Source organism: Lysinibacillus fusiformis (assembly GCF_016925635.1).
Classification (GTDB): domain Bacteria; phylum Bacillota; class Bacilli; order Bacillales_A; family Planococcaceae; genus Lysinibacillus; species Lysinibacillus fusiformis_F.
The window spans coordinates 1,044,557-1,069,720 of the sequence record NZ_CP070490.1 but is presented as its reverse complement, the minus strand read 5'-3'; the positions used below and the strand labels follow the sequence as shown (position 1 = coordinate 1,069,720).

The 25,164-nt window shown below is 36.2% G+C and carries 24 protein-coding genes and 1 riboswitch; of the genes, 23 read left to right on the top strand and 1 reads right to left on the bottom strand.

What is annotated here, in order from left to right; all coding sequences use genetic code 11:
- Nucleotides 1–6 precede the first annotated feature (6 nt).
- The 17 genes from JTI58_RS05400 to JTI58_RS05330 all read left to right on the top strand — a co-directional run bounded on the left by JTI58_RS05400 (nt 7) and on the right by JTI58_RS05330 (nt 18,606).
- Nucleotides 7–570 (top strand): thioredoxin family protein, encoded by a 564-nt coding sequence (locus tag JTI58_RS05400; RefSeq protein WP_205445713.1) that lies wholly within the window; start codon nt 7–9, stop codon nt 568–570.
- A gap of 72 nt (nt 571–642) precedes the next feature.
- A complete protein-coding gene (locus tag JTI58_RS05395) occupies nt 643–1,557 on the top strand; it encodes a diacylglycerol kinase (protein WP_004225701.1) in 915 nt (304 codons plus the stop codon).
- A 316-nt stretch (nt 1,558–1,873) separates the two neighbouring features.
- Entirely contained in the window at nt 1,874–2,290 is a 417-nt protein-coding gene (locus tag JTI58_RS05390) for a hypothetical protein (RefSeq protein ID WP_205445712.1), read from the top strand.
- 421 nt (nt 2,291–2,711) lie between these two features.
- Nucleotides 2,712–4,058, top strand: a complete 1,347-nt coding sequence (locus JTI58_RS05385; protein WP_205445710.1) for a cytochrome ubiquinol oxidase subunit I — start codon at nt 2,712–2,714, stop codon at nt 4,056–4,058.
- Nucleotides 4,055–5,080: a cytochrome d ubiquinol oxidase subunit II gene (locus tag JTI58_RS05380; protein WP_205445708.1), complete on the top strand. Its 1,026-nt coding sequence runs from the start codon at nt 4,055–4,057 to the stop codon at nt 5,078–5,080. The genes JTI58_RS05385 and JTI58_RS05380 overlap by 4 nt, the downstream gene beginning before the upstream one ends.
- Nucleotides 5,081–5,093: 13 nt before the next feature.
- On the top strand, nt 5,094–5,216 hold the full coding sequence (cydS, locus tag JTI58_RS25045) for a cytochrome bd oxidase small subunit CydS family protein (RefSeq protein ID WP_004225690.1): 123 nt from the start codon (nt 5,094–5,096) through the stop codon (nt 5,214–5,216).
- Nucleotides 5,217–5,325: 109 nt separating this feature from the next.
- Nucleotides 5,326–6,699 (top strand): 23S rRNA (uracil(1939)-C(5))-methyltransferase RlmD, encoded by a 1,374-nt coding sequence (gene rlmD, locus JTI58_RS05375; RefSeq protein WP_205447126.1) that lies wholly within the window; start codon nt 5,326–5,328, stop codon nt 6,697–6,699.
- Nucleotides 6,699–6,887 carry a hypothetical protein gene (locus JTI58_RS05370; RefSeq protein ID WP_205445706.1) on the top strand — a complete coding sequence of 63 codons (189 nt, stop codon included), beginning with the start codon at nt 6,699–6,701 and terminating at the stop codon, nt 6,885–6,887. Before rlmD ends, JTI58_RS05370 begins: the two co-directional genes overlap by 1 nt.
- Before the next feature lie 449 nt (nt 6,888–7,336).
- Nucleotides 7,337–7,585: a hypothetical protein gene (locus JTI58_RS05365; RefSeq protein WP_205445704.1), complete on the top strand. Its 249-nt coding sequence runs from the start codon at nt 7,337–7,339 to the stop codon at nt 7,583–7,585.
- A 665-nt stretch (nt 7,586–8,250) separates the two neighbouring features.
- Nucleotides 8,251–8,427, top strand: a complete 177-nt coding sequence (locus JTI58_RS05360; protein ID WP_205445702.1) for a hypothetical protein — start codon at nt 8,251–8,253, stop codon at nt 8,425–8,427.
- A gap of 654 nt (nt 8,428–9,081) precedes the next feature.
- Nucleotides 9,082–11,052, top strand: a complete 1,971-nt coding sequence (locus JTI58_RS05355; RefSeq protein WP_243456320.1) for an AraC family transcriptional regulator — start codon at nt 9,082–9,084, stop codon at nt 11,050–11,052.
- Between the two features lie 351 nt (nt 11,053–11,403).
- Nucleotides 11,404–12,372, top strand: a complete 969-nt coding sequence (locus JTI58_RS05350; protein ID WP_205445701.1) for a tRNA dihydrouridine synthase — start codon at nt 11,404–11,406, stop codon at nt 12,370–12,372.
- Between the two features lie 422 nt (nt 12,373–12,794).
- Nucleotides 12,795–13,601 (top strand): ParB/RepB/Spo0J family partition protein, encoded by an 807-nt coding sequence (locus JTI58_RS05345; protein WP_205445700.1) that lies wholly within the window; start codon nt 12,795–12,797, stop codon nt 13,599–13,601.
- Nucleotides 13,602–13,715: 114 nt separating this feature from the next.
- Complete coding sequence (locus JTI58_RS05340; RefSeq protein WP_205445698.1) at nt 13,716–14,639, top strand: ParB/RepB/Spo0J family partition protein; 924 nt, start codon at nt 13,716–13,718, stop codon at nt 14,637–14,639.
- A gap of 828 nt (nt 14,640–15,467) precedes the next feature.
- Nucleotides 15,468–15,599, top strand: coding sequence for a hypothetical protein (locus tag JTI58_RS25040; RefSeq protein ID WP_279381308.1), 132 nt, complete (start codon nt 15,468–15,470; stop codon nt 15,597–15,599).
- A gap of 171 nt (nt 15,600–15,770) precedes the next feature.
- Nucleotides 15,771–17,108: a trypsin-like peptidase domain-containing protein gene (locus tag JTI58_RS05335; RefSeq protein WP_205445697.1), complete on the top strand. Its 1,338-nt coding sequence runs from the start codon at nt 15,771–15,773 to the stop codon at nt 17,106–17,108.
- A gap of 301 nt (nt 17,109–17,409) precedes the next feature.
- Entirely contained in the window at nt 17,410–18,606 is a 1,197-nt protein-coding gene (locus JTI58_RS05330; protein ID WP_205445695.1) for an MFS transporter, read from the top strand.
- Nucleotides 18,607–18,676: 70 nt separating this feature from the next.
- On the opposite strand, the gene JTI58_RS05325 is transcribed toward JTI58_RS05330, so the two are convergent.
- On the bottom strand, nt 18,677–18,880 hold the full coding sequence (locus tag JTI58_RS05325; protein WP_004225662.1) for an alpha/beta-type small acid-soluble spore protein: 204 nt from the start codon (nt 18,878–18,880) through the stop codon (nt 18,677–18,679).
- 186 nt (nt 18,881–19,066) lie between these two features.
- Between JTI58_RS05325 and JTI58_RS05320 the strand changes: the two genes are divergently transcribed.
- From JTI58_RS05320 to JTI58_RS05295, 6 genes are all read left to right on the top strand, one after another.
- Nucleotides 19,067–19,561 carry a YehS family protein gene (locus JTI58_RS05320; protein ID WP_205445693.1) on the top strand — a complete coding sequence of 165 codons (495 nt, stop codon included), beginning with the start codon at nt 19,067–19,069 and terminating at the stop codon, nt 19,559–19,561.
- A 140-nt stretch (nt 19,562–19,701) separates the two neighbouring features.
- Entirely contained in the window at nt 19,702–19,896 is a 195-nt protein-coding gene (locus JTI58_RS05315; protein ID WP_004225659.1) for a hypothetical protein, read from the top strand.
- A gap of 221 nt (nt 19,897–20,117) precedes the next feature.
- Nucleotides 20,118–20,203: riboswitch (cyclic di-GMP riboswitch) on the top strand.
- Nucleotides 20,204–20,311: 108 nt separating this feature from the next.
- Entirely contained in the window at nt 20,312–22,063 is a 1,752-nt protein-coding gene (locus JTI58_RS05310) for a methyl-accepting chemotaxis protein (RefSeq protein ID WP_205445692.1), read from the top strand.
- Nucleotides 22,053–22,805, top strand: coding sequence for an SDR family NAD(P)-dependent oxidoreductase (locus JTI58_RS05305; RefSeq protein WP_205445690.1), 753 nt, complete (start codon nt 22,053–22,055; stop codon nt 22,803–22,805). Before JTI58_RS05310 ends, JTI58_RS05305 begins: the two co-directional genes overlap by 11 nt.
- Before the next feature lie 21 nt (nt 22,806–22,826).
- Nucleotides 22,827–24,317 carry a sodium:solute symporter family protein gene (locus JTI58_RS05300; RefSeq protein WP_205445688.1) on the top strand — a complete coding sequence of 497 codons (1,491 nt, stop codon included), beginning with the start codon at nt 22,827–22,829 and terminating at the stop codon, nt 24,315–24,317.
- Nucleotides 24,318–24,454: 137 nt separating this feature from the next.
- Nucleotides 24,455–25,129, top strand: coding sequence for a hypothetical protein (locus JTI58_RS05295; RefSeq protein ID WP_205445687.1), 675 nt, complete (start codon nt 24,455–24,457; stop codon nt 25,127–25,129).
- Nucleotides 25,130–25,164: the final 35 nt, after the last annotated feature.

Here is a 25,164-nt window from a genome sequence, read left to right as displayed (position 1 = left end):
GAGCCAATGAAAACAGAACAACAATATTTTAACGAAGCTATATCAATACAACAATATATGGAGAACATGACGACATTGAAAGAAGAAAGCTTTCGTATTTATGATGGCTTTGAAGTACCAACAACTGATGGCTTTATCGAGTTATTAAAGGATAAGCAACCTAAGATTTTAACGATTACAGAAGATTGGTGCGGCGACGCAATGTTAAACAATCCGATTATTCGTCGTATTGCTGAAGCGGCAGGATTAGACATGCGTACCGTTTTCCGCGATACAGATACAGAGCTAATTGATCGTTATTTAACAAATGGCGGTCGTGCAATCCCAATTTATCTATTGTTAGATGATGCTGGTGAGGTTGTTGGAAAATGGGGACCCCGTGCACCTGAATTACAAGAGTTAGTCGTAACGAAACGAGCAAGCTTACCAGATAAAGAAGATCCAACATTTGAAGAGGCGCAAAAGGCTCTTTATGCAGAAATTCGTGAGGAAAATATCTCGAATCAAACATATTGGACATATGTTTATGAGGATTTTAAAAAGCAGGTAACAGAAGCATTACAAAAATAACAAGAGCATTGCAACATTTCAACGTATAAATCGTTGAATGAAGTAGAATCTTATGAAGCAGGAAGGTATGTTATGAAACGAGCAAGAATCATTTATAATCCTACATCTGGACGCGAAGTGTTTAAGAAACATCTACCAGAGGTGTTGGAAAAACTAGAGGTAGCAGGCTATGAGACATCCTGTCACGCAACAACATGTGAAGGCGATGCAACGCTTGCAGCAAAAAATGCGGTAGAACGCGGTTTTGATATCATCATCGCAGTTGGTGGAGATGGCACATTAAATGAAGTTGTTTCAGGTGTAAGTCCATTTGAAAACCGTCCAAAAGTTGGTCTAATTCCGATGGGCACTACAAATGATTTTGCCCGTGCCGTGCATATCCCTCGAAATATTGAAGAGGCTGTAGACATTATTATTCAAGGCGACACATTACCAGTGGATGTAGGTCTCTTAAATGGCGAACGCTATTTCATCAATATTGCTGCTGGCGGACGTATTACAGAACTAACTTACGAAGTACCAAGCAAAATGAAAACAATGCTTGGTCAGTTAGCCTATTATGTGAAGGCGGTTGAGATGATTCCATCCATCAAAGCCTCACATATGCGTATTGAATATGATGGCGAAGTATTTGATGGCGACGCTATGATGTTCCTATGTGGTTTAACGAATTCAGTAGGAGGCTTTGAAAAACTAGCACCAGATGCAAGTATTAATGATGGTTACTTTACTTTAATCGTACTAAAAAAAGTAAGCCTGCCTGAGTTTATTCAACTAGCTGCTATGGCATTAAGAGGCGAACATTTAAATGATGATCGTGTCATCTATAAAAAAGCTAGCGTTGTCAAAGTCACTACAGAAAATGAAGTCCACCTTAACCTAGATGGCGAATATGGCGGAGACGCTCCCGCTACATTTGAAAACCTGAAGCGTCACATCGAAATCTTTGTTCCACTCGCAGATATTCGAGAAGAAGACCGTATTTAATGGTTAATGAACCCAAAAAGCTCATTCGATTTTATTGAGGATGAGCTTTATTTTGTATTTCTATTTGATTGGTTGCTTGAAGTTGGTGTACTTCACTCGAAAGGATGTCTAGAACACTCCAAAAGGTGAGGACTCCTCTAGGGAAGTCGATTGAAGCGCTCATAAAAGTGAGGAAGCCGCTCAAGAAGTTGATTGAAGCGCTCATAAAAGTGAGGAAGCCGCTCAAGAAGTTGATTGAAGCGCTCATAAAAGTGAGGAAGCCGCTCAAGAAGTCGATTGAAGCGCTCATAAAAGTGAGGAAGCCGCTCCAAAAGAAGTGAAAAGTGATCAAAAAGATAAGGAAGCCGCTCCAAATGAAGTGAAAAGTGATCAAAAAGATAAGGAAGCCGCTCCAAATGAAGTGAAAAGTGATCAAAAAGATAAGGAAGCCGCTCCAAAGGAAGTGAAGAGTGATCAAAAAGATAAGGAAGCCGCTTCAAATGATGTGAAAAGTGATCAAAAAGATGAGGAAGCCGCTCCAAATGAAGTGAAAAGTGATCAAAAAGGTAAGGAAGCCGCTCCAAATGATGTGAAAAGTGATCAAAAAGGTAAGGAAGCCGCTTCAAAAGAAGTGAAAAGTGATCAAAAAGATGAGGGAGCCGCTCCAAAGGAAGTGAAAAGTGATCAAAAAGATGAGGAAGTCGCTCCAAAAGAAGTGAAAAGTGATCAAAAAGATAAGGAAGCCGCTCCATAAGAAGTGAAAAGCGCTCCAAGGTAAGGATACCGCTCCAAAAGAAGCGAAAAGCGCTCCAAAAGGTAAGGACCCCGCTCAAAATCCTCTTAACAAAATTTCCAGCACTAGAATAAAACTGGCTAAATCCCATAAAAGAAGCTTTAGAAGTAAGATTGTGAATGAAATTAGAAAAATGTTTGGCAAATGTGCGTATATTACTTGAACAAAATTTGAAACCTTAATAATAGACTGAAATTTCGGTCCGTTATTAAGGTTTTTTTCGTTGGAATAGTGGAAAATGGGGGTATGGATAAGGGAAAGGAAGTGTTGCCTTTGTATAAGTCACAAGAAAAGAAGCTTATATGGCTAAGTTTTGGTGTTGCAATCATTATGCTACTTTCTATTCTTGGAAGAATATTCGGAAGTTAAGGGGGGCAATGAGATGATTAATGAATCAGCGGTCTATTGGAGCCGAGCATTAACGGAGTTAACATTATCGTTCCATATTATTTATGCAACGATTGGTGTGGGCGTCCCGTTAATGATTATGATTGCTCAATGGACTGGGTATAAAAAGAATGATGAGCATTATATCTTAATGGCAAGACGTTGGGCCCGCGGTTTTGTCATTACTGTAGCAGTTGGTGTTGTAACTGGGACCGCGATTGGCTTACAACTTTCATTATTGTGGCCAAACTTTATGCAACTTGCTGGTCAAACGATTGCGTTACCGCTTTTTATGGAAACGTTTGCATTTTTCTTTGAGGCCATATTCTTAGGCATCTATTTATATACATGGGACCGCTTTGATAGTCAGAAAAAGCATATGCTACTGTTAATCCCTGTTGCTGTGGGAGCATCGATGTCAGCAGTATTCATTACAATCGTCAATGCTTTTATGAACGCACCAAGAGGATTTGATATTGTAGACGGAGAACTTGTTAATATTCAACCTTTTCTTGCAATGTTTAACCCCGCTATGCCAACAAAGGTTGCACATGTACTTGTGACAGCGTATATGACATCGGCATTTGTGCTAGCAGCTATTGCAGGATATAGAATGCTAAAAGGCTCGAAGCATGTATACCATAAAAAATCATTACTTTTACTAATGAAAATTGGCTTGATCTTCTCCATTGCAGCAGCTGTGATTGGAGATTTTTCAGGAAAATACTTAGCTGAATATCAACCCGAAAAACTAGCCGCAGCAGAATGGCATTTTGAAACAGAGGGTAAGGCATCACTTGTATTATTTGGTGTCTTAGATGGAGAAGAAGTTAAATATGCCATCAAAATTCCGTATGCTTTAAGTATTCTTGCACATTTTAATCCTAATGCAGAGGTAATTGGCTTAGATCAATTTGAGGAACAGGATCTACCGCCACTCTATATTCACTATCTCTTTGATATCATGGTTTCCATTGGTATGTTTATGGTACTAGTTTCATTACTTTATGTTGTAGGGAAAGCACGGGGCTGGCAGTTTATTCATTCACGATGGTATAGATGGATTATCGTAGCGGGAGGACCACTATCAATTATCGCGATTGAGGCAGGTTGGTGGCTTGCCGAAGTGGGACGTCAACCATGGATACTTTATGGCCTAATGCGCACACCTGAGGGAGCTACGACGAGTGACCATGTGGATTTAATGCTGCTTTTATTCGCAGGAGTCTATGCAGTATTAGCAGTGGGAAGTATTGTCGTATTGGTAAGAATGTTTAAAAAGAACCCAATCGAACGCGAGATTGAAGATCGCCACACTGAAAAAGGCGGTGACATCCTATGACGTTAGAGATTTTAGGTATTTCAGTATTATGGATATTCCTATTCGGCTATGTCATTGTCGCATCGATTGATTTCGGTGCTGGTTTCTTTAATGCATACAGCCTACTTATTGGAAAAAATCATATTTTAACAAATATTATTAAACGTTATTTATCGCCTGTCTGGGAAGTTACCAATGTCTTTTTAGTGTTCTTCTTTGTAGGAATCGTAGGATTTTTCCCGCAAACTGCTTTTTATTACGGAACGATTTTACTTGTGCCAGTCAGTATTTCGCTTGTGCTATTGGCAATTCGTGGCTCCTACTATGCCTTTGAATCGTATGGTACACGGGGACATATCGGATATACGCTGACATATGGTGTAGCAGGTTTATTAATTCCCGCTTCTTTATCGGTTGTCTTTGCTATTGCAGGAGGAGGCTATGTTGATCTAATTAATGGGCAACCTGTGCTAAACTACTGGACTTTATATACAAGTCCATTTGCTTGGAGCATTGTGGTGCTGAGTATCGCCGCTGTATTGTATATTTCAGCCGTATTTTTAACATGGTACGCACATAAAGCAAATGACATCGAAGCAACGAAACTGATGCGAAAATATGCACTTGTGTGGGCAGCACCGCTAATGATCAGTGCACTTGGCATTATGTATGAAATGAAATCCATCAACCCAGAGAGCTATAGTCATATGGTAAATTTATGGTGGATGTTTGCGATTTCAGCTGTCTTATTTATTGTCACAGTTGTACTCATTGCCATGCGTAAAAAGTACGGACTTGCAGTTGGGCTTCTGATTGCTCAATTTGCTGTAGCCTTCTTTGCTTATGGAATTGCTCAATATCCGTACTTACTGTATCCGTATTTAACAATTTACGATAGCTTTACAAGCACACAAATGGCGATTGCTTTAGTTATCGCATTTATTTTAGGGCTATGTCTCCTTCTTCCTTCACTTTATTTATTGATGAAACTATTCTTGTTCAATAAAAATTATGTGACAGGAAAAGAAGACAATCACGCATAGGAGGAAAGCAGATATGCAAAGTTTTTTAATTTTTTATGCACCTTTTATTGTCGTCATTCTAGGGATCTTGTGTGCATTTTGGTGGGCACCAAGGGATTATCATATTACAAAAGAGCAGGAAAAGAGTCGCGAATAGCGACTCTTTTTTCAAGTTAATTAGCAGAGACACGTAACCACTATGTCTTGTTCTTTTTTCATTCGCCAACACATGCTACAATAAGGAGATTGAAATGGAGGATGTACGAATGTCAGCACCCGTGAAAAAAAATGAACGACTTTCAGTTTATATAGAAGATTTAACGCATGATGGCAATGGTGTCGCAAAGGTTGGTGGTTATCCACTATTCATACAAGGCGCACTGCCAAACGAAACGGCCGAAATCCATGTGGTAAAAACCTTAAAAAACTACGGCTTTGCAAAGGTAATAGATATTATCAAGCCATCTCCAGACCGTGTTGAAGCACCTTGTGATTACTTCAAGCAGTGTGGTGGCTGTCAATTACAGCATTTATCCTATGAGGGACAGCTCAAATGGAAAGAAAATATGGTGCGCAATGTGATGCAGCGCATTGGTAAAATTAATGCACCTGTCCACCCAGTAAAAGGTATGAAAGAACCTTGGCATTACCGTAATAAAGCGCAAATTCCTTTCTCTGAAAATGAAGCAGGACAAGCGATTGCAGGCTTTTATAAAACAAAAACGCATAGCATTGTGGATATGGATCGCTGCTTGATTCAAACAGGGGAAGCAGATGCTATCCTTGCAGGCTTAAAAAAGGAATTAGCAGCGCTAGGTATTCGCTCTTACAATGAGCATACACATGAAGGCATGTTGCGTCATGTCGTTATCCGTAAAGCACGAGCAACAGGCGAAGTCATGGTTGTTCTTGTAACGAAAAAGAAAAAGTTCCCACAAAAAGAGGCAGCTATTGCAGTAATTCAAAAGCTAGTGCCAAACGTTACATCGATTATGCAAAATGTGAACAGTGAGAAAACCAATGTTATTTTTGGTGATGACACAATCAACCTTTGGGGTAAAGACGTTATAATTGATACAATTGGTGACGTACGTTTTGAAATCTCTGCTCGTTCCTTCTACCAAGTCAACCCAGAGCAAACAGAGGTCCTCTACAAGCAAGCATTGGATTATGCTGACTTGCAGGGAGATGAACGTGTCATTGATGCGTATTGTGGAATTGGTACGATCTCTTTATTCCTAGCACAAAAAGCCAAGGCTGTCATGGGCGTGGAAATTGTCCCACAAGCAATTGAAGATGCCAAACGCAACGCACAGCTTAATGGTTTTACAAATACTTATTTTGAGGCAGGCCCAGCAGAGGAAGTTATCCCAAGATGGTATAAAGAAGGCAAGGAAGCAGACGTACTAGTAGTTGATCCACCGCGCAAAGGCTGCGATGAAGCACTGCTAACTACTATTCTAGAACAACGCCCAAAACGAGTGGTCTATGTATCCTGTAATCCAGCCACACTAGCACGCGATCTTCGCATTTTAGAGGACGGCGGCTATCAAACACAGGAAATCCAGCCAGTAGATATGTTCCCGCATTCGACGCATGTGGAGATTGTTACGGAACTAACTCTAAAGGAGCGATCATAATGGACGTAGCAAAAAAATGGCTCTCTATCCCGAAAGATATCAGAGAAATGCTCGTGAAAAACGTATTTTGTGGCAATTGTGGTGTAACGACAATTGTGAAGTACACGATACAAGAGGGAGAATATGCCCCTGTATTGAAGGGGAAATGCAAGACTTGTGGTAGGGATGTTGCTCGGGTGATTAATTAGTAAATGATAGAACTCTGAAAGGATGGAGTGAATATTCCATCCTTTTTGTGTAAGCATAGAAGGGTTTTGGTTGAATCTTATGCTTGAATAGAAGAGATTACTTTTGATTTATATGTGATGAAAATTATACACCTCATAATTGGCATCAGAACAGTATAATAGGCAGTTCAAGAACATGTGTTTTATATCAAAGGGTTATAATTCGATTGCTTTATGATAAATTAACCGTTATCTTGCATTGCTTTTTTATGTTTTTGGAATAAAGTGTCCACCATTCGGGGTTCAGTTCAAAAATCTATACCATCTGCTTTTTTCGTTTGATGATTTGTCAAATTAAGTGCAACAATTCCGGATTAATAATTTTGTAGACCCATCAGAGTGGGATAAAACAAAAGGAATTGCCGAGAAAATAGTTATTAAAAGATTATCTTTATATGGAGGAAATAATATTGGCAAAAAAACATGAACAAATTATTAATGCAAAATTGAAAGATGCTATTAAAAAGATTATTGAAGGAGAAAATAACTGTTACTATGATTTAGATGGGACACATAAAGAAAAAGCGATAAAATCACATTCTGTTTGGAATAATGGAATATTAAAGCCTTTAGCTGATAATAATAATAAATTATTTTGGACTGATTCAAAAAAAGATTTACGATATTTGGTGACGAAGAGGATCTATAAGTCAAAATGAATCGTATTTATTTTAGGATTATTAAAAAGAGATGAAAAATTTTATAAAAACATATTAGAATACATAGATTTAGAAAATCAAAAATATAAAGAATCAAAAAATAATAATTTTGAATTATTAGTACAAAACTTAGTTGTAAATGTATCAGAAAATAGAGTTATGTCTCCATCCCTATATCATAAAATCAAATTAAATAATGATATTGAAAAGTTTGAATAACAATTTAAGGGCAGTGTTGCTTTATCAGCTACAGAGCAAAAAAAATATCAAAATTTGCTTACAAATCATGGTTGTAAATTATTATAAATAGAAATGGAACCATATTTACATCATAAATTAAGAAGAATTAGACAGTGAGTATAATATGAAATTAAACAACCAGAAAGAATAAAAAAGATGAACAAAACAGACATCATAGAGAAGAGAGAGAATATTAAATAGAGTGAATTCTACTTCATCTCATTAATCAAATGTCCACCCTCAGCACCCACCACATTGTGAGGCTTTTGAGTGGTTGGAGTTAGTTTAATAATAAAGAATGATAAAAGAACGGATTTCCAGTAGTGGAAATCGTTCTTTTTCGTTATATAAGGATTAAAGATATTTTCGAAGAAATTATATTATATAATGAGGCATTTGTTAAAAATATTTTATGGAGGCGGACTATGAAGGCTGAAATTGTTATAACCGTAGTTATAATTTTAGGAATGGTATTCTTAATAGATAAAATATACGGAAAAATTAATATAGAAAATTATTCTTCTATTTGGGAGTATTTCTCTAAAGCCCTTCTCTATGGGTTTATTGCTAGCGTTACATTATTCTATGAAAAGAATCGATAAGAGATGTTAATGCACTAGAATGGGCCATTATTGCAGTTTCAGTAATAGAAGGAACAGGGAACTATATTAATTATGTAAAAGAATCAAAAAGGGCGAAAAGAGGAAGAAAGACTTGAGGTAATCAAACTTAGCTACATAATGAAATAATTCTTCAAATTAATATAGTCACGGATCCAAAAGGGATTGATGTTCTTTTTGTAAGTGAAAGTAGAAGGTAAAGTAAGTTGGTATTTCACTAAAGTAGAGCAGAGTCTTTTTTATTTTAACCTACTAGCACCAATGTGTTGCCACATACACTTCACACATTGTGAAGCTGTTGCATGGTTGAAGTTAGCTGAATAATCCTTAATTAAGCTTGCTTTTCAACGTATGCTTTATTAGGAAGTGTCTTCGGTACATCTAATTTAATATTGTATAAAACATATAAAGCAGACGGTTTAGAAGTGTGATAATGCACCTCTAATTTACTGTTATATTATGAATGATTGTAGGTGTTAGCTCCGTTATTGGTTGTTTAGGGTTAAGTTTTCGTAGAATATGTATTTTTAATTCGGCAACATCTAAATTTATATTATATTCCTCAAATTGAAGTTGATAATCATTATCATTTATATTACCATACAAATATGATGTGGATTGAAGGAGTCGAGATATATGTTGGAAGATGTGGATTCAACTAATCATTTTACAAAAGAAATGATCGATATGGCTGTACAATTATGGACACGCTCATCCATTTCATTAATAGATGTTCGTTACAAAATGCTTCATCCAGACAAGCCGATCCAAAGTTACAGGATGCCGACTAGTATGTTGGTATATACCTGTGGTGGAACGGCTAATATAAAACTGGATCACACATTATATCAATCGGAACGCTTTGGTATTTTTCATGGAGGGAAAGGAACGGAATTATCGATTCATCCTACTAGCAGAAGTCTTGAGACATACATGGTGCTGTATAGAGCAGAAACTCCTCCATTTTACAAAAGACAAATTTATCGTTTGTTAGAACATATTAATCCGTTTATACAAACGTATGGATTCTCACCAGGGAATCCCATTTTTTTTAAGGAGAAGTTTTTGAATATGAAAGACCATTGGGATCAGGAATCTGTGTTAAATCAATTTTATTCAAAGATTGTTCTGTATCAGATTGTCTATGAGATTTACAATGAGTTGGAGAAGGGAGATATTCTTTATTTCCAGCCCGATTATGTGGCTTTAGCCAAGCAATATCTGGAGCAACACTATAGCGAACCTGTGTCTATTCAACAGCTTATTGAAATGCTACCCATTAGTAGGAGCCAGTTAATTAGGCTTTTTAAAAAACGCGAGCATAAAAGCCTTCAGGAGTACTTGAATGAGATAAGGCTGGATTCAGCAAAGCGGCATTTGCAATACACAAATGCTACTATTCAAGAAATCGCAGCTGGGTGTGGATTTGTGGACGGATTAAATTTAATCCGCATGTTTAAAAAATATAATCATATGACGCCAAGTGAGTATCGGATAAAAATGATAACTGAAATGGACATTAATGATATTGATAATGATTATCACCCTCATTACAATGAGAGAGTACTAGATAAATTAGTCAAATCTAAGGGAAATGAGGAATTATTAATGTTCGGAAAGATAAGAAATAAGGAAATAATATTGGCGGCAGCCATGAGTTTGATGTTGTTGTTATCGGGGTGTTCATCGACTGCGCCTGTCAATAATGGAGCGACGACGAGCCCGTCAGAGACGCAAACACAGACAACATCAAATGCTGATACCAAGGAGACGTCGCAAACGAGAATTGTACACACGCTCAAAGGAGATGTAGAAGTGCCTGTTAACCCACAGCGGGTCGTTGTCTTGTATTTGATGGGCGATCTGCTTGCTCTAGGAATAAAGCCTGTTGGTATCTCCACTCTGGTGGGAGAAGGTGATGCGGCTATCGCTAGCGAATTGGATGGTATCACCACTTTGGGAGATGGGCAACCGAGCCCAGAAGCGGTGCTTGCCCTTGATCCGGATCTCATTATTGTTACAACAGATGAAATTTACGACAATCTTAATAAAATCGCCCCCACTCTTTATATACCATATGATTTACCTGTAGAAGAACGCATGGAAATCTTGGGGAAAGCATTTGGTAAAGAAGACCAGGCCAAAGAACTTTTGGACAATTTTTATAATAAGGTGGAACTAAGCAAGCAGAAGTTGCAGCAAGCTGGTATTTTGGACAAAACCGTCACAATTATGGAAAGCAACAAAGGTTCTATGGCTGTAATGGTGGGGATGGGTTACGGACGTGGGTCACAGATTATTTATCAATATTTAGGAATGAAAGCACCTGAAATTGTGCAACAGAAAATAGAAACCTCCAAAAATGATGCTACTAGCATGGATGTTTCCTACGAAGTATTGACTCAGTATGCTGGTGATTATGTCTTTCGCTCTGCCTTTGAAGGAATGGAAGATTTATCAGACAACCGCATTTGGAATAACATTCCGGCAGTGAAGGAGGACAGACTTATCGATATGAGCTTTGGGTTGTTCTTCTACAATGATATCTTTTCGCTAGATAAGCAGCTTGACTTTGTCGTGGATAGCTTGCTGAATACTGTGAAATAAGAGGAACCCCAATGAATGTAATAACGTAGAAAATTAATCTGATAACGGTATCCTTAAAATCAAAAAAAATTCTGCCTACAGTTTAATTACAGAATAGATGAGATAAAATTGACCATGGATAGATTGTGAAGCTGTCACGTGCTTGAAGTGGGTATAATAAAAGTAGATGAGATAGAGAAAATCTATACCATCTACTTTTTTGTTTTTTAAAATACCATTTAGGACTGATTTTCGTTAAAATTAACATTGTTGATTTTTACATTAGCTAATGAAATAAATGTAACATTTGACTTTATAATTTTTAACTGAGAGCATAGAGTTTTATCCATAGTGAGAGGATTTGGAATTAACATGATAGATAATTTTTGGCGTGATTTACCAAGACCATTTTTTGTGCTTGCACCGATGGAAGATGTGACAGATGTTGTTTTTCGTCACGTTGTAAGTGAGGCTGGTCGACCAGATGTGTTTTTTACTGAGTTTACAAATTCGGATAGCTACTGTCATCCAGAGGGAAAGAAAAGTGTGCGTGGCCGTTTGCTCTTTACAGAAGATGAGCAGCCAATGGTGGCACATATTTGGGGAGATAATCCCGAGTATTTCCGTGAAATGAGTATTGGTGTGGCAGAGCTGGGGTTTAAAGGAATTGATATTAATATGGGTTGCCCTGTACCGAATGTAGCATCAAGAGGGAAGGGGAGTGGCCTTATTCTCCGTCCAGATGTCGCGGCAGAATTGATTCAAGCAGCAAAAGCGGGCGGACTGCCTGTCAGCGTGAAAACGCGACTTGGCTACAAGGATGTAAATGAGTGGGAGGGTTGGCTAACACATATTTTAAAGCAGGATATTGCGAACCTTTCGATCCATCTGAGAACAAGAAAGGAAATGAGCCTAGTAGATGCGCATTGGGAGCTTATTCCGGAAATCAAAAAATTACGTGACCGTATTGCACCCAATACGCTACTAACAATCAATGGAGATATTCCTGACCGTCAAACGGGACTGCAGCTAGCTGAACAATACGGTATTGATGGGGTGATGATTGGGCGAGGTATTTTTAAAAATCCTTTTGCTTTTGAAAAAGAGCCAAAAGAGCATAGTAGTAAAGAGTATCTTGATCTTTTAAGACTGCAGCTGGATCTTCAAGATCAATATGCGGAAGAACTACCACGTTCCATCACAGGGCTTCATCGCTTCTTCAAAATTTATGTCAAAGGATTCCGTGGAGCAGGCGAATTAAGAAGTCAATTGATGAACACAAAATCAACGGATGAAGTGCGTGCCTTACTGGATAACTTTGAATCAAACAATATTGATTAACATCACATATATTGCCATACACTTTGTATGATGGAGTTAAATTAATGATTTTTGCAAAATATATTTAAAAGAAGTTACTGGATATAAACTCTAGTAGGAGACATAAGGAATAGGAGTATAGATTTGGGGATAAAATTTCCTTTTCTTTACTCCTTTTTTTAACTAAAAAAATATTAGAAATTGAAAGTCTGGAACAATTTGCTTTTTTAAAAAACTGAATATTAAGAAAAATAATGGATATATGGTCGAACTTCAAGAAAACTTTTATCATAATAAGAATAAATTTGGGTTTACAAGAAATTATTATATTAATAAGAATAAATAGGTTTATATGGAAAGTGTTGTGTTATATTAGAGTGGTTAGACTCACAAGAAAATATATGGTGCTATTAAATCGAAGTATTAAAAAAGGAGGAGCAAAATTGCAAGCAAGTTTAGAATGGATCGATATAGATAAAATACTTCCAAATCCGTTGAATCCAAGAAAAGATCATTCAATTAAGTCTAATGAAATGCAAGACATAATAAATTCAAAGGGTTGGGAAGAGGGAATTACTTGTTATAAAAACAGAGAATATTACATAATACTATCAGGTCATAGAAGATGGTATGCTGCAAAAACTATGGGGGCATTACAACTCCCAATATTTATTGTAGAGCCACCAAAAAATGAGGCTGAAGAGTTAGATCGATTGGGTTCTGTACAAGGAGGACAAGTAGATTGGAGTCCTTATGAGTGGGCAAAGTTTACGTATGATACATGGAAAAACCTGAATGAAATTTCATATTCGGAATTATCGAAAAAGCTGGGGGTTACACAAGGGCTAATTACTGCCCGTATAAGAGTATATCAATATTATCCTAGGATCGAAGTGGAGGATAAGCTTGAGAATGGAATGTATTCAATCACTATGTTGTATTATATCAATTTATGGATAAACAAGTTGAATAAATACAATAAAACCGTGGTAGAGTCTTTGGGAGAAGATTTCATTAGAAAACAGCTTCTTAAAAAATATGAAAATAAATGTTTTAATAGTCAAATAGTAAATGATAAATCATTGGTTAACTCCAATAACTCTCAAGAAATAATAAACTTCCTCACAGACATAACAAAAAAATTATCAGATTGTCAATTGGATATTATTTCTAAAAATCAAGCAAAAAATAATGATTTCTTACAAAATAATTTAATAGTAAATACTACAACAAATGATATAAAAAAATAAAGTGTCGTACAAAGAATGAGGCAGATAAATTAATTGGTGAATTACAAAAATTATTGGATACAGTCAGTAATAAAGGTGATCTAATAATTAAATATATTAAATAGTGGGGGACATATGGAAAGAATAAAATTAATTTGGACAAATATAAATGAGGTATTTCCCAATCCTTTGAATCCTCGAAAAAATTACTCAACAAAATCTGAAGAAATGCAGAGAATAATTAAAGATAAGGGTTGGGAAACTGGAATTACATGTTACAAAAAAGAATCAAAATATGTTATTCTTTCTGGACATCGGCGATGGTTTGCAGCTCAACAATTAGGAATAAGAGAAATTCCTGTTTTGGTTGTACATGCACCAAAATCTGATGCTGAAGAACTTGATCGATTAGGTTCTGCTCAAGCTGGAAAAGTTGATTGGAGTGTTTATGAGTGGGCGAAGTACACTTATGAAATGTGGATTGTATGGGATAAATGTTCATATAAAGAGTTGTCTCACAAGATGAACATTAGTGAATCTCAAATTGCAAGTAGAATTAAAGTTTTTCAATATTATCCACATAGTGAAATAGAAGAAAATTTAGCCAATGGTACATATACATTATCTGCTTTATATACTTTAATTATATGGCTAGATAAACTTCAAAAAGAAAAAAGCAATTTAGTTATGCAATATAAGATTGAAATGATTAGAAAAACAATGTTGCGTAAAATTGAAATGAAGTTGGTTAGTGTTAATGATTTAAGAAATGAATCGTTTATAGAACTAACAAGTTATGAACAAATGTCTAATTTTCTTCTTGATCCACAAAAGAAGCTATCAGAGGTACTATTTGAAATTAATGGGGAAGAAAGTAAATATAGAAACAAGAGTAGGGTGAAAACACATATTATGAAGTTAAATAATAAACAAATTCTAATAAATAATATGGATTTTGAAAATGTCGAAGAAGCAAAAACACTTTTAATTAGTTTAAATGAGCTTAAAGACGAAATATTAAACAAACAAGAAGAATTAAAGAGAAATTTCCTTTCGTAGAGAACTAAGGTATGATAAATCTCTTAACTTTAATAAAGATAAAATAAGGAGAAAATTATGTATACTTAGATGATTCAGGGGTAATTAATTCTTCTGGTGGTCACTTTTATGTATGAGTGGGGTTTCTCTATTAAATCTGGTTATAGAAAATTGACAAATTTACTTGATTCTATTTTTGCTAAAATTACAACCAACAGTTAGAAAGTTATCCAAAATTAAAAAAGGCAAAAGCAATATGGCCACTTATGAGCAAAGAAAAAAAGTATTTAAATAATTTCCAGTTGGGCTGATCTTAGGATTTTTTACATTGTTGAAAATAAATCACTTCTTAATGACTCACATAGAATTTTTAATAAAGATTGGTGCAGTAGACATAGGGAACAAACTGAGAATTACTTTATAGATAAAGTAATAAGTAGATTGGCTGATACTATTCCAAATGATTCAAATAAAAACGTCATTATAACAATAGACGGACAACCCAAAAGAGACAATGAATCTGATATCTGATTACATGAACATCTTTCACTAAGAGTTAATTAGCCAAAATGGAGGAAAGATAATTATTGGAGTAATATTCATATAAAATACAATCAGCAACTAAACCAGTCTTTATTACAAGTAGCAGATTTTATTGCCAGTTTTATAAATGAATTCTACACCTATATGAAGTATACAAAAATTAGACATTCGAGCAAATTAATACCATATTATGAGTTGTGGGATATCCTCCAGCCTAAAATATACCATAGAATAATCGAGTTAAAAAACACTTCAAAATTGTATTGCCTTAGTTAACCCATCCGACGAAGAAATTTGTCATTTATAATGTTTAGTTTGGCAATCAATGCAGCTATTTTACCCTTTTCATTAACTGTTGGTATTTTGGCTACAGATGCTGGTAGTAGTGGGGACCCTGTTTTCATGAAAGGCTTATTATTTATACAAGCCTACCATTAGTTATACTTCTGAAAGGTATTTCCTGGTATTTTAGAAAGTTGAATAAAACGTCCAATTCTTTATAGAGTTGGGCTTTTTTGTTTGCAACGAATAGAGGATTTAGAGAAACATCAGAGAATTGTATATAAGTACCATTATATGTAATGACGTACTTATAGGAGTTGTATGAAGATGATTGTGACAACTAGACCGTTAAAAATTAAATATAAAAAATCAGTAAATACTTTTCAGGAGTTTATGCAAATTAATCACAACAAACATTCCCTTACGAAGGAAGTTGTTTTTCTACGATATATTGGTATACCTAATTCTGTAGAACTTTATAAAGAAGATATTCTAAAAATGGAGGAGTATTTCTCCAAGCAAAACGTATTTTATTTACGACTACATAAGCTTGAGATCATCCGCAATAAGGAAGATGTAGATAGATTGTCGGAAAGTTGGAGAATGTGGCAGACTGCTGCTGACAACACGCAATTACTGTATAAGGTACCTTTATGTAGTAAATTAGCGAGTGATCAACTTGAATGGACAAAAAAGCTAAGCTTTAAACAGATGATTCAACTATTTAAAGAAAATCAGACTTATCCTAATGAAACGTTGTTAAAAAATTTTGCAGTTAAATTTTTGTATTGGATGGATTATTATTTACCACAAATTTTTTCTGAGGAAAATCAAACGTCCCAAAAAATTGTTTTTATAGGTGACATCACGCAGCATGAATTATTGTTTTTATATTTCTTATCGACACTGGGGTGCGATATTTGTTACATGAATCCTAAAGGAGATATGGCCAATTTGTACCCTATTATAGAAACGTCATCTACCTTACATATGTGTCGTCATTTCTATGAAAAAGAAATAACATTGCCTACTAAAAGTACTGCAAGACAATTGAACATTCCGGCTCAAAATACGAATACGACAGAAGAGTGGAGCTATGAGCAATTAGCTTCCTTAGCCACATCTGTTGTGATGATTAAGACATTCGGAGAGGATGACAAGGTTTTATGCTTTGGCTCTGGTGTCGTTCTCCATCAAGCGGGGTATATATTGACGAACTTGCATGTTGTGGGTGGTGGAAAATACTATTCTGTGCTATATGAAAATGATACCAACGAGTATATTACCCATCAATTTGTGAAATATCATGATATGCATGATTTGGCTATTTTAAAGGTAGACAGAATTAGCCATCCTTTACCTGTTAAAATGGATGGACAATTAGTTCGAGGGCAAAAAATTGTGGCGATTGGCAGTCCTTTAGGATTGTTTAATTCGGTTTCTGATGGGATTGTTTCCGGCTTTCGTGATATACGACAAATGTCTATGATTCAATTTACGGCTGCTATTTCAAACGGCAGTTCGGGTGGTGCTTTATTGGATATGCATGGTCGATTGGTCGGATTGATTACAGCAGGCTTCGATGATGGTCAAAACCTAAATTTGGCTGTACCTGCCTATTTAATTTATCAGTTTGCTCAAAACTTTATAGAAATAGCGACTTAAATTTCCACTATTCAACCATTGCTTTTTCATTCGAAATCTTATAGAATGTAGAACGGTATAAATGAACGATATAAAAATCCTTTAATACGGTCCAGAGAGGCTGAAAAGGGCTATGTGATATTTTTAAGCTAATATCTTTGCTTTGTCATGCCCTTTTGTCCTCTGTGACGAAAGGGCTTTATTTTGTTCCATAACCCTCTTTTAAAGGAAGTCCCGTGAGGCTTCAAAAGAGAATGGACATGACAGCTATAATCCATTCACTAAAAGAGATCGACAACTAGAAAATTGGAGGCTAAAAAGAATGGATTATCGTAAAAAAACCGTGGTCGCTTCAGTGGCTGGGTTAACGCTAGAAGGAATGGACATTATGTTTATTTCTTTTGCTATGACAATGATTATTGCAGAATTTAATATTGACCTTGCAACAGGTGGATTGATTTCATCCATCACGAATATTGGGATGCTACTGGGTGGTATTGTTTTCGGAGTGTTAGCAGATAAATATGGTCGAGTAAAAGTGTTTACGTATACGATTATTTTATTTGCTATCGGAACGGCCTTAACAGGAGTAGCAACAAGTATTGAACAAGTTTATGTGTATAGATTTATTGCTGGCTTAGGTGCAGGTGGGGAATACGGTATTGGTATGGCGCTTGTGGCAGAGGCTTGGCCAAAAAATAAACAAGGCAGAGCATCCTCCTACGTCAGTGTAGGTGCACAATATGGAGTAATTTTAGCAGCTTTGTTAAGTGCTATTATTTTACCAACATTAGGATGGCGAGCATTATTCTTTGTAGGATTACTACCAGTCATTTTCGCCTTTATCGTACGTAAAAATATTGATGAATCACCAGAATGGTTAGCAGCGCAGAAAAAACAAAAAAATAAGCAAGAGAACGGGAAATTGACACAGTTATTTGCTTCACCACGTATCACCATGACAACACTCTCTCTGATTCTAATGGCTACTGTTCAAATTGCAGGCTATAATGGTCTGATGATTTGGCTACCATCGATGCTACAGAAATCGCAGGGTTTATCGGTCTCAAGCTCAGCATTGTGGACAATTAGTACCGCAGTCGGCATGATCATTGGAATGCTGACGTTTGGTAGATTTATGGATCGTTTTGGTGCAAAGCGAACATTCGGTATCTTTTTATTAGCCTCTGCATGTGCTGTATTCCTTTACTCATTTGCAACAGGTGCAGTAGCGATATTAGTAGGTGGTGCGGTTGTAGGATTCTTCTCTAATGGCATGTTTGCAGGATATGGTGCATTAATTAGTAGCTTCTATCCGGTACAAATTCGCAGTACTGCAACAAACACCATTTTTAACTTTGGTCGAGCTATAGGTGGGTTTTCACCAATCTTTGTCGGCTATATTTTACAAAGCTACGATATGACTGTCGTTATGATTTACTTAGCAGCACTGTATTGTATTTCCTTTATCATCATGCTAACGCTTAAGAGCTCAGGTAAGGAATTGCAAACAGCATAATTTTTTAGAGCACGAAAGAACGAATGCCATTTCTTCAAATGGGATTCGTTCTTTTCTTATTAGTATTTAATTATAATAAACCCTTTGAACGTTTCTCAGCGATTTCAACAAGGCGTTTTGTAATCTCTCCTCCAACGGAACCATTTGCGCGAGAAGATGCTTCTGGCCCAAGCTGAACGCCAAACTCTTGTGCAATTTCATATTTCATTTGATTGACAGCTTCATGTACACCCGGTACTAGAAGTTTATTTGAACTGCGGTTATTATTAGCCATTGTTCTCACCTCCTTGACCTTAGAATGGTTGTGATTAAACTTTTCATACATTTAAAAAGTAGGAAATGCACACGCTAATTGCTAACAACAACAACTTGTGGAAAGCTAGTAATAATCAGCAAACTCTCTGTTATAATTAAGCCTGGCTCTTTACTATATAAGGTTAATTAAAGGAGGAATAACATAATGACGAATAACGATATCTTAATTCGTTTACGCTATGCGTTCGATATAAAAAATGTAGATATGGTAGAAATTTTCAAACTAGGTGGCATGGATTATACAAAGGAAGAAGTATTAAATATGCTGATTAAGATTAATGATGAGGAAGAAGCGCCGGAAGAATACATCAAATGTAATAACAAAATGTTAGAGGCTTTTTTAAATGGATTAATTACTTTTAAACGTGGGCCTCAGAAACCAAGGGAAGGACAGACAGAGGGGCCGCTACCTGTGTCTGGTAAAGAAAGCCCAAATAATATGCTATTAAAGAAAGTGAAAATTGCTTTAGCTTTAACAACTGAGGAGATGCTTGAGCTTTTATACGATGGCGGCATAAAAGTTACAAAAGGTGAATTAGGTGCTATTTTAAGAAATCCAAGTCATCGTAATTATAAAGAGTGCGGCGATTCATTCGTACGAAATTTTTTAAGAGGCTTAACATATAAATATAGAGCGTAACGCACGAAGATATCAATCATAAAGTGCCATTTTTTTCTTTGAAACTCGTTGACATTTTGTGACGAAATTGTGTACAATAAAATTATCACAAAATGTTCACAAAAAAGATGAAAAATGTTCACAAACAAAGGGGTGCTTGTATGATTTATTTTGACATCTTATTAGTAGCTATTGCATGTATTACAATGCCTTTTATTGTTGCAGTTATGTTAGATATTTTTTATGCGGAGCGAAAAAAAGTACGCTTTTCATTACGTCGTACTTCAGTATGGTATATCGCTATGTTTGCATTATCCTTTATACCATCCGTATTACTTGTCACACAAAACGTATAATTTATTCAAACACTTAGGGGTAAGTGAAATGAAAATAGACAGTTACAACGCTAATTGAGGTTGTAGCTGTTTTTATTTTGTTCAATAAGATGAATAAAAACTTCTTAATGATGTATTTTCAAACACACAAATAATTGTTATTGATGGATAAGATAGTATAAAATATGTATATTTTAAATGGCGAGCATTGACTACTTTTACCTATTGTGTTAATTTTGGTATGGAAATATAGGCAAATTTACTGAAAAGTAGAGACGCAAAGCTACAGGTCTAAGGCAACAAATGCTATGACGGCTGGGTTGCAAAAGAGTGCTAGTTGTATCATTCCAATTCTAGTTTTTGTTCTTTTATGCCTATTTCTTTTGAAATAGGCTATTTTTTTTTGTAAGAAAAATTCAAAGGGGGAAAAGGGGTAATGAAGTTGTTAAAAAACACATCATTAAAAAACAAGCTTTTACTAACAGTCTCTATCGTTGTTTTACTGCTTATCGCCATTATTACAACGCAAAGTATTAGTGAATTGAATAATCGGATGAATGTGGATTTGGAGCAGGAATTAAAAAGTGTTGGCTTATTAACAGCTATGAATTTAGACAGTGATGAAGTGAAAGACTTGCTGTCCGAAAAAGGGGAAACAAACGCAAAGTTTACAAAAATCCAAAAGCAACTTGATATGATTCAAGAACAGCAAGGTATTATGAGCTGGAGTTATATTTGGGATGTAAAGGATGAAGGTGGTGTCAACCCCATTGGCTATACCTCTAATCTAAATGAAGTATACGAAGCTGGTGAAATTTTTACTGAATTAGCGGATGAACATGTAGAAACAGCAAAATTAGCTATTGAAAATAATAGTACAGAGGTAACAGATATTTTCGAGGATCCTTTTGGCTCTTGGAGAACTGTTTTTAGTCCCATTAAAGATGATAGTGGACAACTGATTGCCCTATTAGGGATTGATTACTCCGCTGATTATATCAATACGATTATTAAAACAAGTGTAATCAAACAAATTGTCATTGCCATTATCGGTATTTTAATTTTATTAGTTTTAGTTTACATAATTATAGATCGACTTTTAAAACCACTGAAAAAAGTGGTGAATGTTGCCAACCAAGTGGCAAATGGTGAATTAATAGATGTTGATTTAGAGACATCAAAGGATGAAATTGGAAAATTATCTGAATCCATTCGGACAATGGTGGCTAATTTGCAACATATTATTTTAAACATACGAAATACATCCAATCATGTGTCTTCAGCAGCTAATCAGCTCACTGTACATGCTGGTGAAACCTATAGCAGCTCCACAAATATTGCATTAGATATGAATCAAATTACGCAAAATGCTGAGGCTTCGATGACCATGACCGAGGAAACAGCCGCTGCTATGGAGGAAACAGCAACAGGTATTCAGCAAATTGCTGATTCTGCAAACACTGCTGCGGAATCGTCTATCTCAGCATCACAGGCTTCTGAACGAGGCAATGAAGTTGTACAACAGGTTATTGCACAAATGGAATTAATTAATGATTCTGTTGAACAAATAGGGACAACCATTAATGGACTACATGTTAATACTAAAAAAATAAGTGAAATTGTTAGCTTAATTACTGCTATTGCCGATCAAACAAATCTATTAGCATTAAATGCTGCCATTGAAGCTGCACGAGCAGGTGAACATGGTAAAGGCTTTGCCGTTGTTGCGGATGAGGTGAGACGCTTAGCTGAACAATCCTCTCAATCAGCAACAGAAATTTACAATCTAATTAGTTCTATTCAATCTGATTCAAACGCTTCTATTACGGTCATGGAGAAGGGCAAAGAGGATGTTAAGGTAGGGATGGCATTTACGACTGAAGTAGGAGAAATCTTTAAAGAAATTCTTACTTCCTCAGAAGAAGTGGCTAGCCAAATACGTGAAATTTCTGCAGCCTCACAACAAATTTCCGCATCCTCAGAGGAAGTGGCGGCATCTGTGAATAATATTAAACAATCTGCAGAGCAGTCAGCGGAATTCTCTTCGAATGTATCGAAATCTACACAAGAGCAATTATCTACCATGCAGGAAGTAAAGGATGCCTCTTCGTCACTGGGCAAAACAGCAGAAGAACTGCAAGGTCTTGTGGCAAAATTCAAATTGGAGAATGATCATAATGGACATTAATTTTACAGGAAAAAATGTTTTAATTACAGGCTCTAGTAAAGGAATCGGCAAAGCCATTGCATTAGGATTTGCGCAACATGGAGCGAATATTTTAATCAATTATATAGGGAATGAGCAAGAGGCAGAAGCGGTTCGTAAAGAAGCAGAAAAGCTTGGTGTAAAAGCTTTAACATTCTATGCCGATGTTTCTAATTCACAGGAAGTAAAAGCGATGTATCAATTTATGGACGAGCAGTTTGGGGATATTGATATTCTTGTGAATAATGCAGGCTTTGCACAGGGTTCAAGCATTACAGATTTAACGGACGAGCAGTGGGATCGCATGATTAAAGTTCATTTATATGGTTGCTTCTACAATTGTCGTGAAGCAGCAAAAAGAATGAAAGAACGTAATAGAGGAAAAATCATAAATATTTCATCTGATATTGGTAGCTTAGGTTGTGAGGAATTCACGCATTATTCAGCTGCGAAGGGTGCTATCAATGCTTTTACCAAGTCTTTAGCAAGAGAATTAGCACCTTCGATACTTGTCAATGCTGTTGCTCCTAGTGGAACATTTACGGACATTTTAAAAGAGTTTGGCGATAACTATGTGGAGGAAGAATCAGCAAAATATCCATTAAAACGTTTAGCGCAACCAGAAGAGATTGCGAAAAGTGTGTTATTTTTAGCCTCTCATCATGCTGACTTCTATACAGGTCAAGTTTTAATGCCTAATGGTGGAGTCGTGATGAACGGATAATGGAAAACTAAGGAGTAAACAATGTTAAATATTATTATCTTTTGCTTATACTTATTATTTATCTATTACATTGGCTATAAAGGCTATAAGCGTGTCAACACTGCTGAGGATTTAATTGTTGCTGGCTGGAGCATGCCTTTATCCGTTGTAACGGGTAGTTTAGTCGCTGCCCTACTAGCTGCCCCATTCTTTTTTGCAGCAGTAGGTTCAGGTTATACAAGCGGTGGCTTTGAAGGATCGGCAACAATGGGTGGTTTAGGGACTTGTATGATTCTTGGAGCACTCATTTGGACAAAACCATTACGACGTTTAAAGGGCTGGACATTAGCAGATTACTACGGTTTACGCTATGGCAGCAAAAAGCTAGGAGCCTATACAGGAGTCGTTATGGCAATTGCTTTTGGTGTTTTTAATGCAGCGGCGTTAACAGTTGGTGGTACCTATATTATTCAGCAATTGTTGCAAATTGATTTTATTCCTGCGGCACTTCTATTTGTATCACTAACGGCTATTTATTCGGTTATAGGAGGTTTATGGGCTGTAGCCTATACTGAAATCGTGCAAGGTGCGCTTGCAGTAGCCGGTATTTTGGGTATTACCATTTTTATTTTGTTTTACTATCCAGACGTTACATTTAATCCTGAGTGGTGGAATATCGGTACATTATTTGAGAAGGCAGGAGCAGAGTTTTGGACTTTATATCTTGTACTAGCACTTGGAGATATCCCTGCAGTTGATCTTGGGCAGAGGGTAGCTGCTGCGAAAAGTCCACGAGTGGCACAGCGCAGTATGATAATTGCAGGTATTATTGTCATTGCAATTAGCTGGATTCCAGGGATGCTAGGGGAAGCCTTCAAGTCTATTTATCCTGAGAGCTCTAACCCAGAAACATTGATGCTTACCTTTGCACAAGGTTATTTTCCGCCCTTATTAGCAGCTATTTTCTTAACAGCCATGGCAGCCATGGGGATGTCTACAGTAGCTGCATGTTATGTAGCAACTTCGGGGATTGTGACAAAGAATATCTATTTAGATTTTATTAATCGTAACCCTGATCCTAAGAAGCTATTAAGATTTTCACGATCTATTATTCTAGCTAGTGCTTTATTAGGTTTAGTGCTAGCTGTAAGCTTCCAAAAAGTCATTGATTTAGCTTATTTAGCATGGGATATTATTTTCGTGACAATATTCTGGCCAATCGTTTTAGGACCATTTTGGAAACGTGTGAGTACACCGGCAGTTTGGGCAAGTATTTCTGTTGGCTTAGTTTATTACATTGTGACATCACTAACATTCGTACCTAGTCTGACAATCCAATCACAAGGCTTCATAGGTCTATTAAATGAATTATGGCAGGCTCCTGTATTTTCAGGTGTTGTGATAACGGGTATCACGATTGTCGTGGTGAGCTTACTAGTACCACCATCTGAGCATGTTCTTGAGATGCACAAAATAGAAAAAGATAAAACATTAGACGACGTAAGTAGTAAAGAAGAGTTAATGGGTCGTTAAAAATGAAAGCACGGGTTCATTGAAAAGTTCAATGGATTCGTGTTTTTTATTAGAATGAAAAGCTAGAATCAAGAATATTATTGCTAGTACATCAACTGAATTTTTCTAGTGAGTATCTTGATAAAGGCGGGATTTGGATGAAAAATATTTTCTTCATTTTATTAGGGATTGTCTATCTTTTTCTAGCAAATGCCATTGGATTGGTCATTATTAAGCAGCTATTTTTTTTAATTGGGCTAGCTTTAGTCGGTATAGGTAGTATTCGTTATTTAAAAGAGCGTTATATTGCTGCACAAACTTTGGCCGCCATGACAGAAGCTAGTGAGGAGGAAATAATGGCTATTCCTCATACACAATGTACACTTTCAGGTGATGCGTTGAATGCCTTATTGTTAAATGAACAGACAAACACGCTTATTTTCGCACGAAGAGAAGCTTTAGACGAAGAACTGAAAATAATAGAGATTCCGTTTAACAAAATATATGAAGTGGCTATCATGGAAGATGAGGTGTTTATGGTTAGAACAAAGAATCACCTAATGAGTGGGTCCTTACTTGCAGAAGCGGATGAAGTAGAAGAAGAAGAGGTAGAAGAAGATACAATCTCACAGCTATCGTTAAAGCTAGTAGTAGATCATTTATCAGAGCCTATTCAAGAATATATGTTTATGGATAATAGTGAAGAGCCCATCTCGAAAGAGGAAGATGACTATAAAGAAGCCCTGGAGCTTTGTGAGAAATGGTTTCAAAAGATAAGTGTCATTATTAAACGTCATGAATTGGAACGCGTTCCGATAAGTCATTGGCAATAATAGAAAAGGCTATCTCAAAATAGAGAAATTTGAGA

Coding starts and splice junctions, on each gene's coding strand:
- JTI58_RS05300 (WP_205445688.1), top strand. CDS start 22,827: ATGTTAAATATTATTATCTTTTGCTTATACTTATTATTTATCTATTAC.
- JTI58_RS05380 (WP_205445708.1), top strand. CDS start 4,055: ATGACGTTAGAGATTTTAGGTATTTCAGTATTATGGATATTCCTATTC.
- JTI58_RS05305 (WP_205445690.1), top strand. CDS start 22,053: ATGGACATTAATTTTACAGGAAAAAATGTTTTAATTACAGGCTCTAGT.
- JTI58_RS05395 (WP_004225701.1), top strand. CDS start 643: ATGAAACGAGCAAGAATCATTTATAATCCTACATCTGGACGCGAAGTG.
- JTI58_RS05355 (WP_243456320.1), top strand. CDS start 9,082: ATGTTGGAAGATGTGGATTCAACTAATCATTTTACAAAAGAAATGATC.
- JTI58_RS05370 (WP_205445706.1), top strand. CDS start 6,699: ATGGACGTAGCAAAAAAATGGCTCTCTATCCCGAAAGATATCAGAGAA.
- JTI58_RS25040 (WP_279381308.1), top strand. CDS start 15,468: ATGTTTAGTTTGGCAATCAATGCAGCTATTTTACCCTTTTCATTAACT.
- rlmD (WP_205447126.1), top strand. CDS start 5,326: ATGTCAGCACCCGTGAAAAAAAATGAACGACTTTCAGTTTATATAGAA.
- JTI58_RS05315 (WP_004225659.1), top strand. CDS start 19,702: ATGATTTATTTTGACATCTTATTAGTAGCTATTGCATGTATTACAATG.
- JTI58_RS05350 (WP_205445701.1), top strand. CDS start 11,404: ATGATAGATAATTTTTGGCGTGATTTACCAAGACCATTTTTTGTGCTT.
- JTI58_RS05385 (WP_205445710.1), top strand. CDS start 2,712: ATGATTAATGAATCAGCGGTCTATTGGAGCCGAGCATTAACGGAGTTA.
- JTI58_RS05325 (WP_004225662.1), bottom strand. CDS start 18,880: ATGGCTAATAATAACCGCAGTTCAAATAAACTTCTAGTACCGGGTGTA.
- JTI58_RS05330 (WP_205445695.1), top strand. CDS start 17,410: ATGGATTATCGTAAAAAAACCGTGGTCGCTTCAGTGGCTGGGTTAACG.
- JTI58_RS05295 (WP_205445687.1), top strand. CDS start 24,455: ATGAAAAATATTTTCTTCATTTTATTAGGGATTGTCTATCTTTTTCTA.
- JTI58_RS05335 (WP_205445697.1), top strand. CDS start 15,771: ATGATTGTGACAACTAGACCGTTAAAAATTAAATATAAAAAATCAGTA.
- JTI58_RS05310 (WP_205445692.1), top strand. CDS start 20,312: ATGAAGTTGTTAAAAAACACATCATTAAAAAACAAGCTTTTACTAACA.
- JTI58_RS05360 (WP_205445702.1), top strand. CDS start 8,251: ATGAAGGCTGAAATTGTTATAACCGTAGTTATAATTTTAGGAATGGTA.
- cydS (WP_004225690.1), top strand. CDS start 5,094: ATGCAAAGTTTTTTAATTTTTTATGCACCTTTTATTGTCGTCATTCTA.
- JTI58_RS05320 (WP_205445693.1), top strand. CDS start 19,067: ATGACGAATAACGATATCTTAATTCGTTTACGCTATGCGTTCGATATA.
- JTI58_RS05340 (WP_205445698.1), top strand. CDS start 13,716: ATGGAAAGAATAAAATTAATTTGGACAAATATAAATGAGGTATTTCCC.
- JTI58_RS05400 (WP_205445713.1), top strand. CDS start 7: ATGAAAACAGAACAACAATATTTTAACGAAGCTATATCAATACAACAA.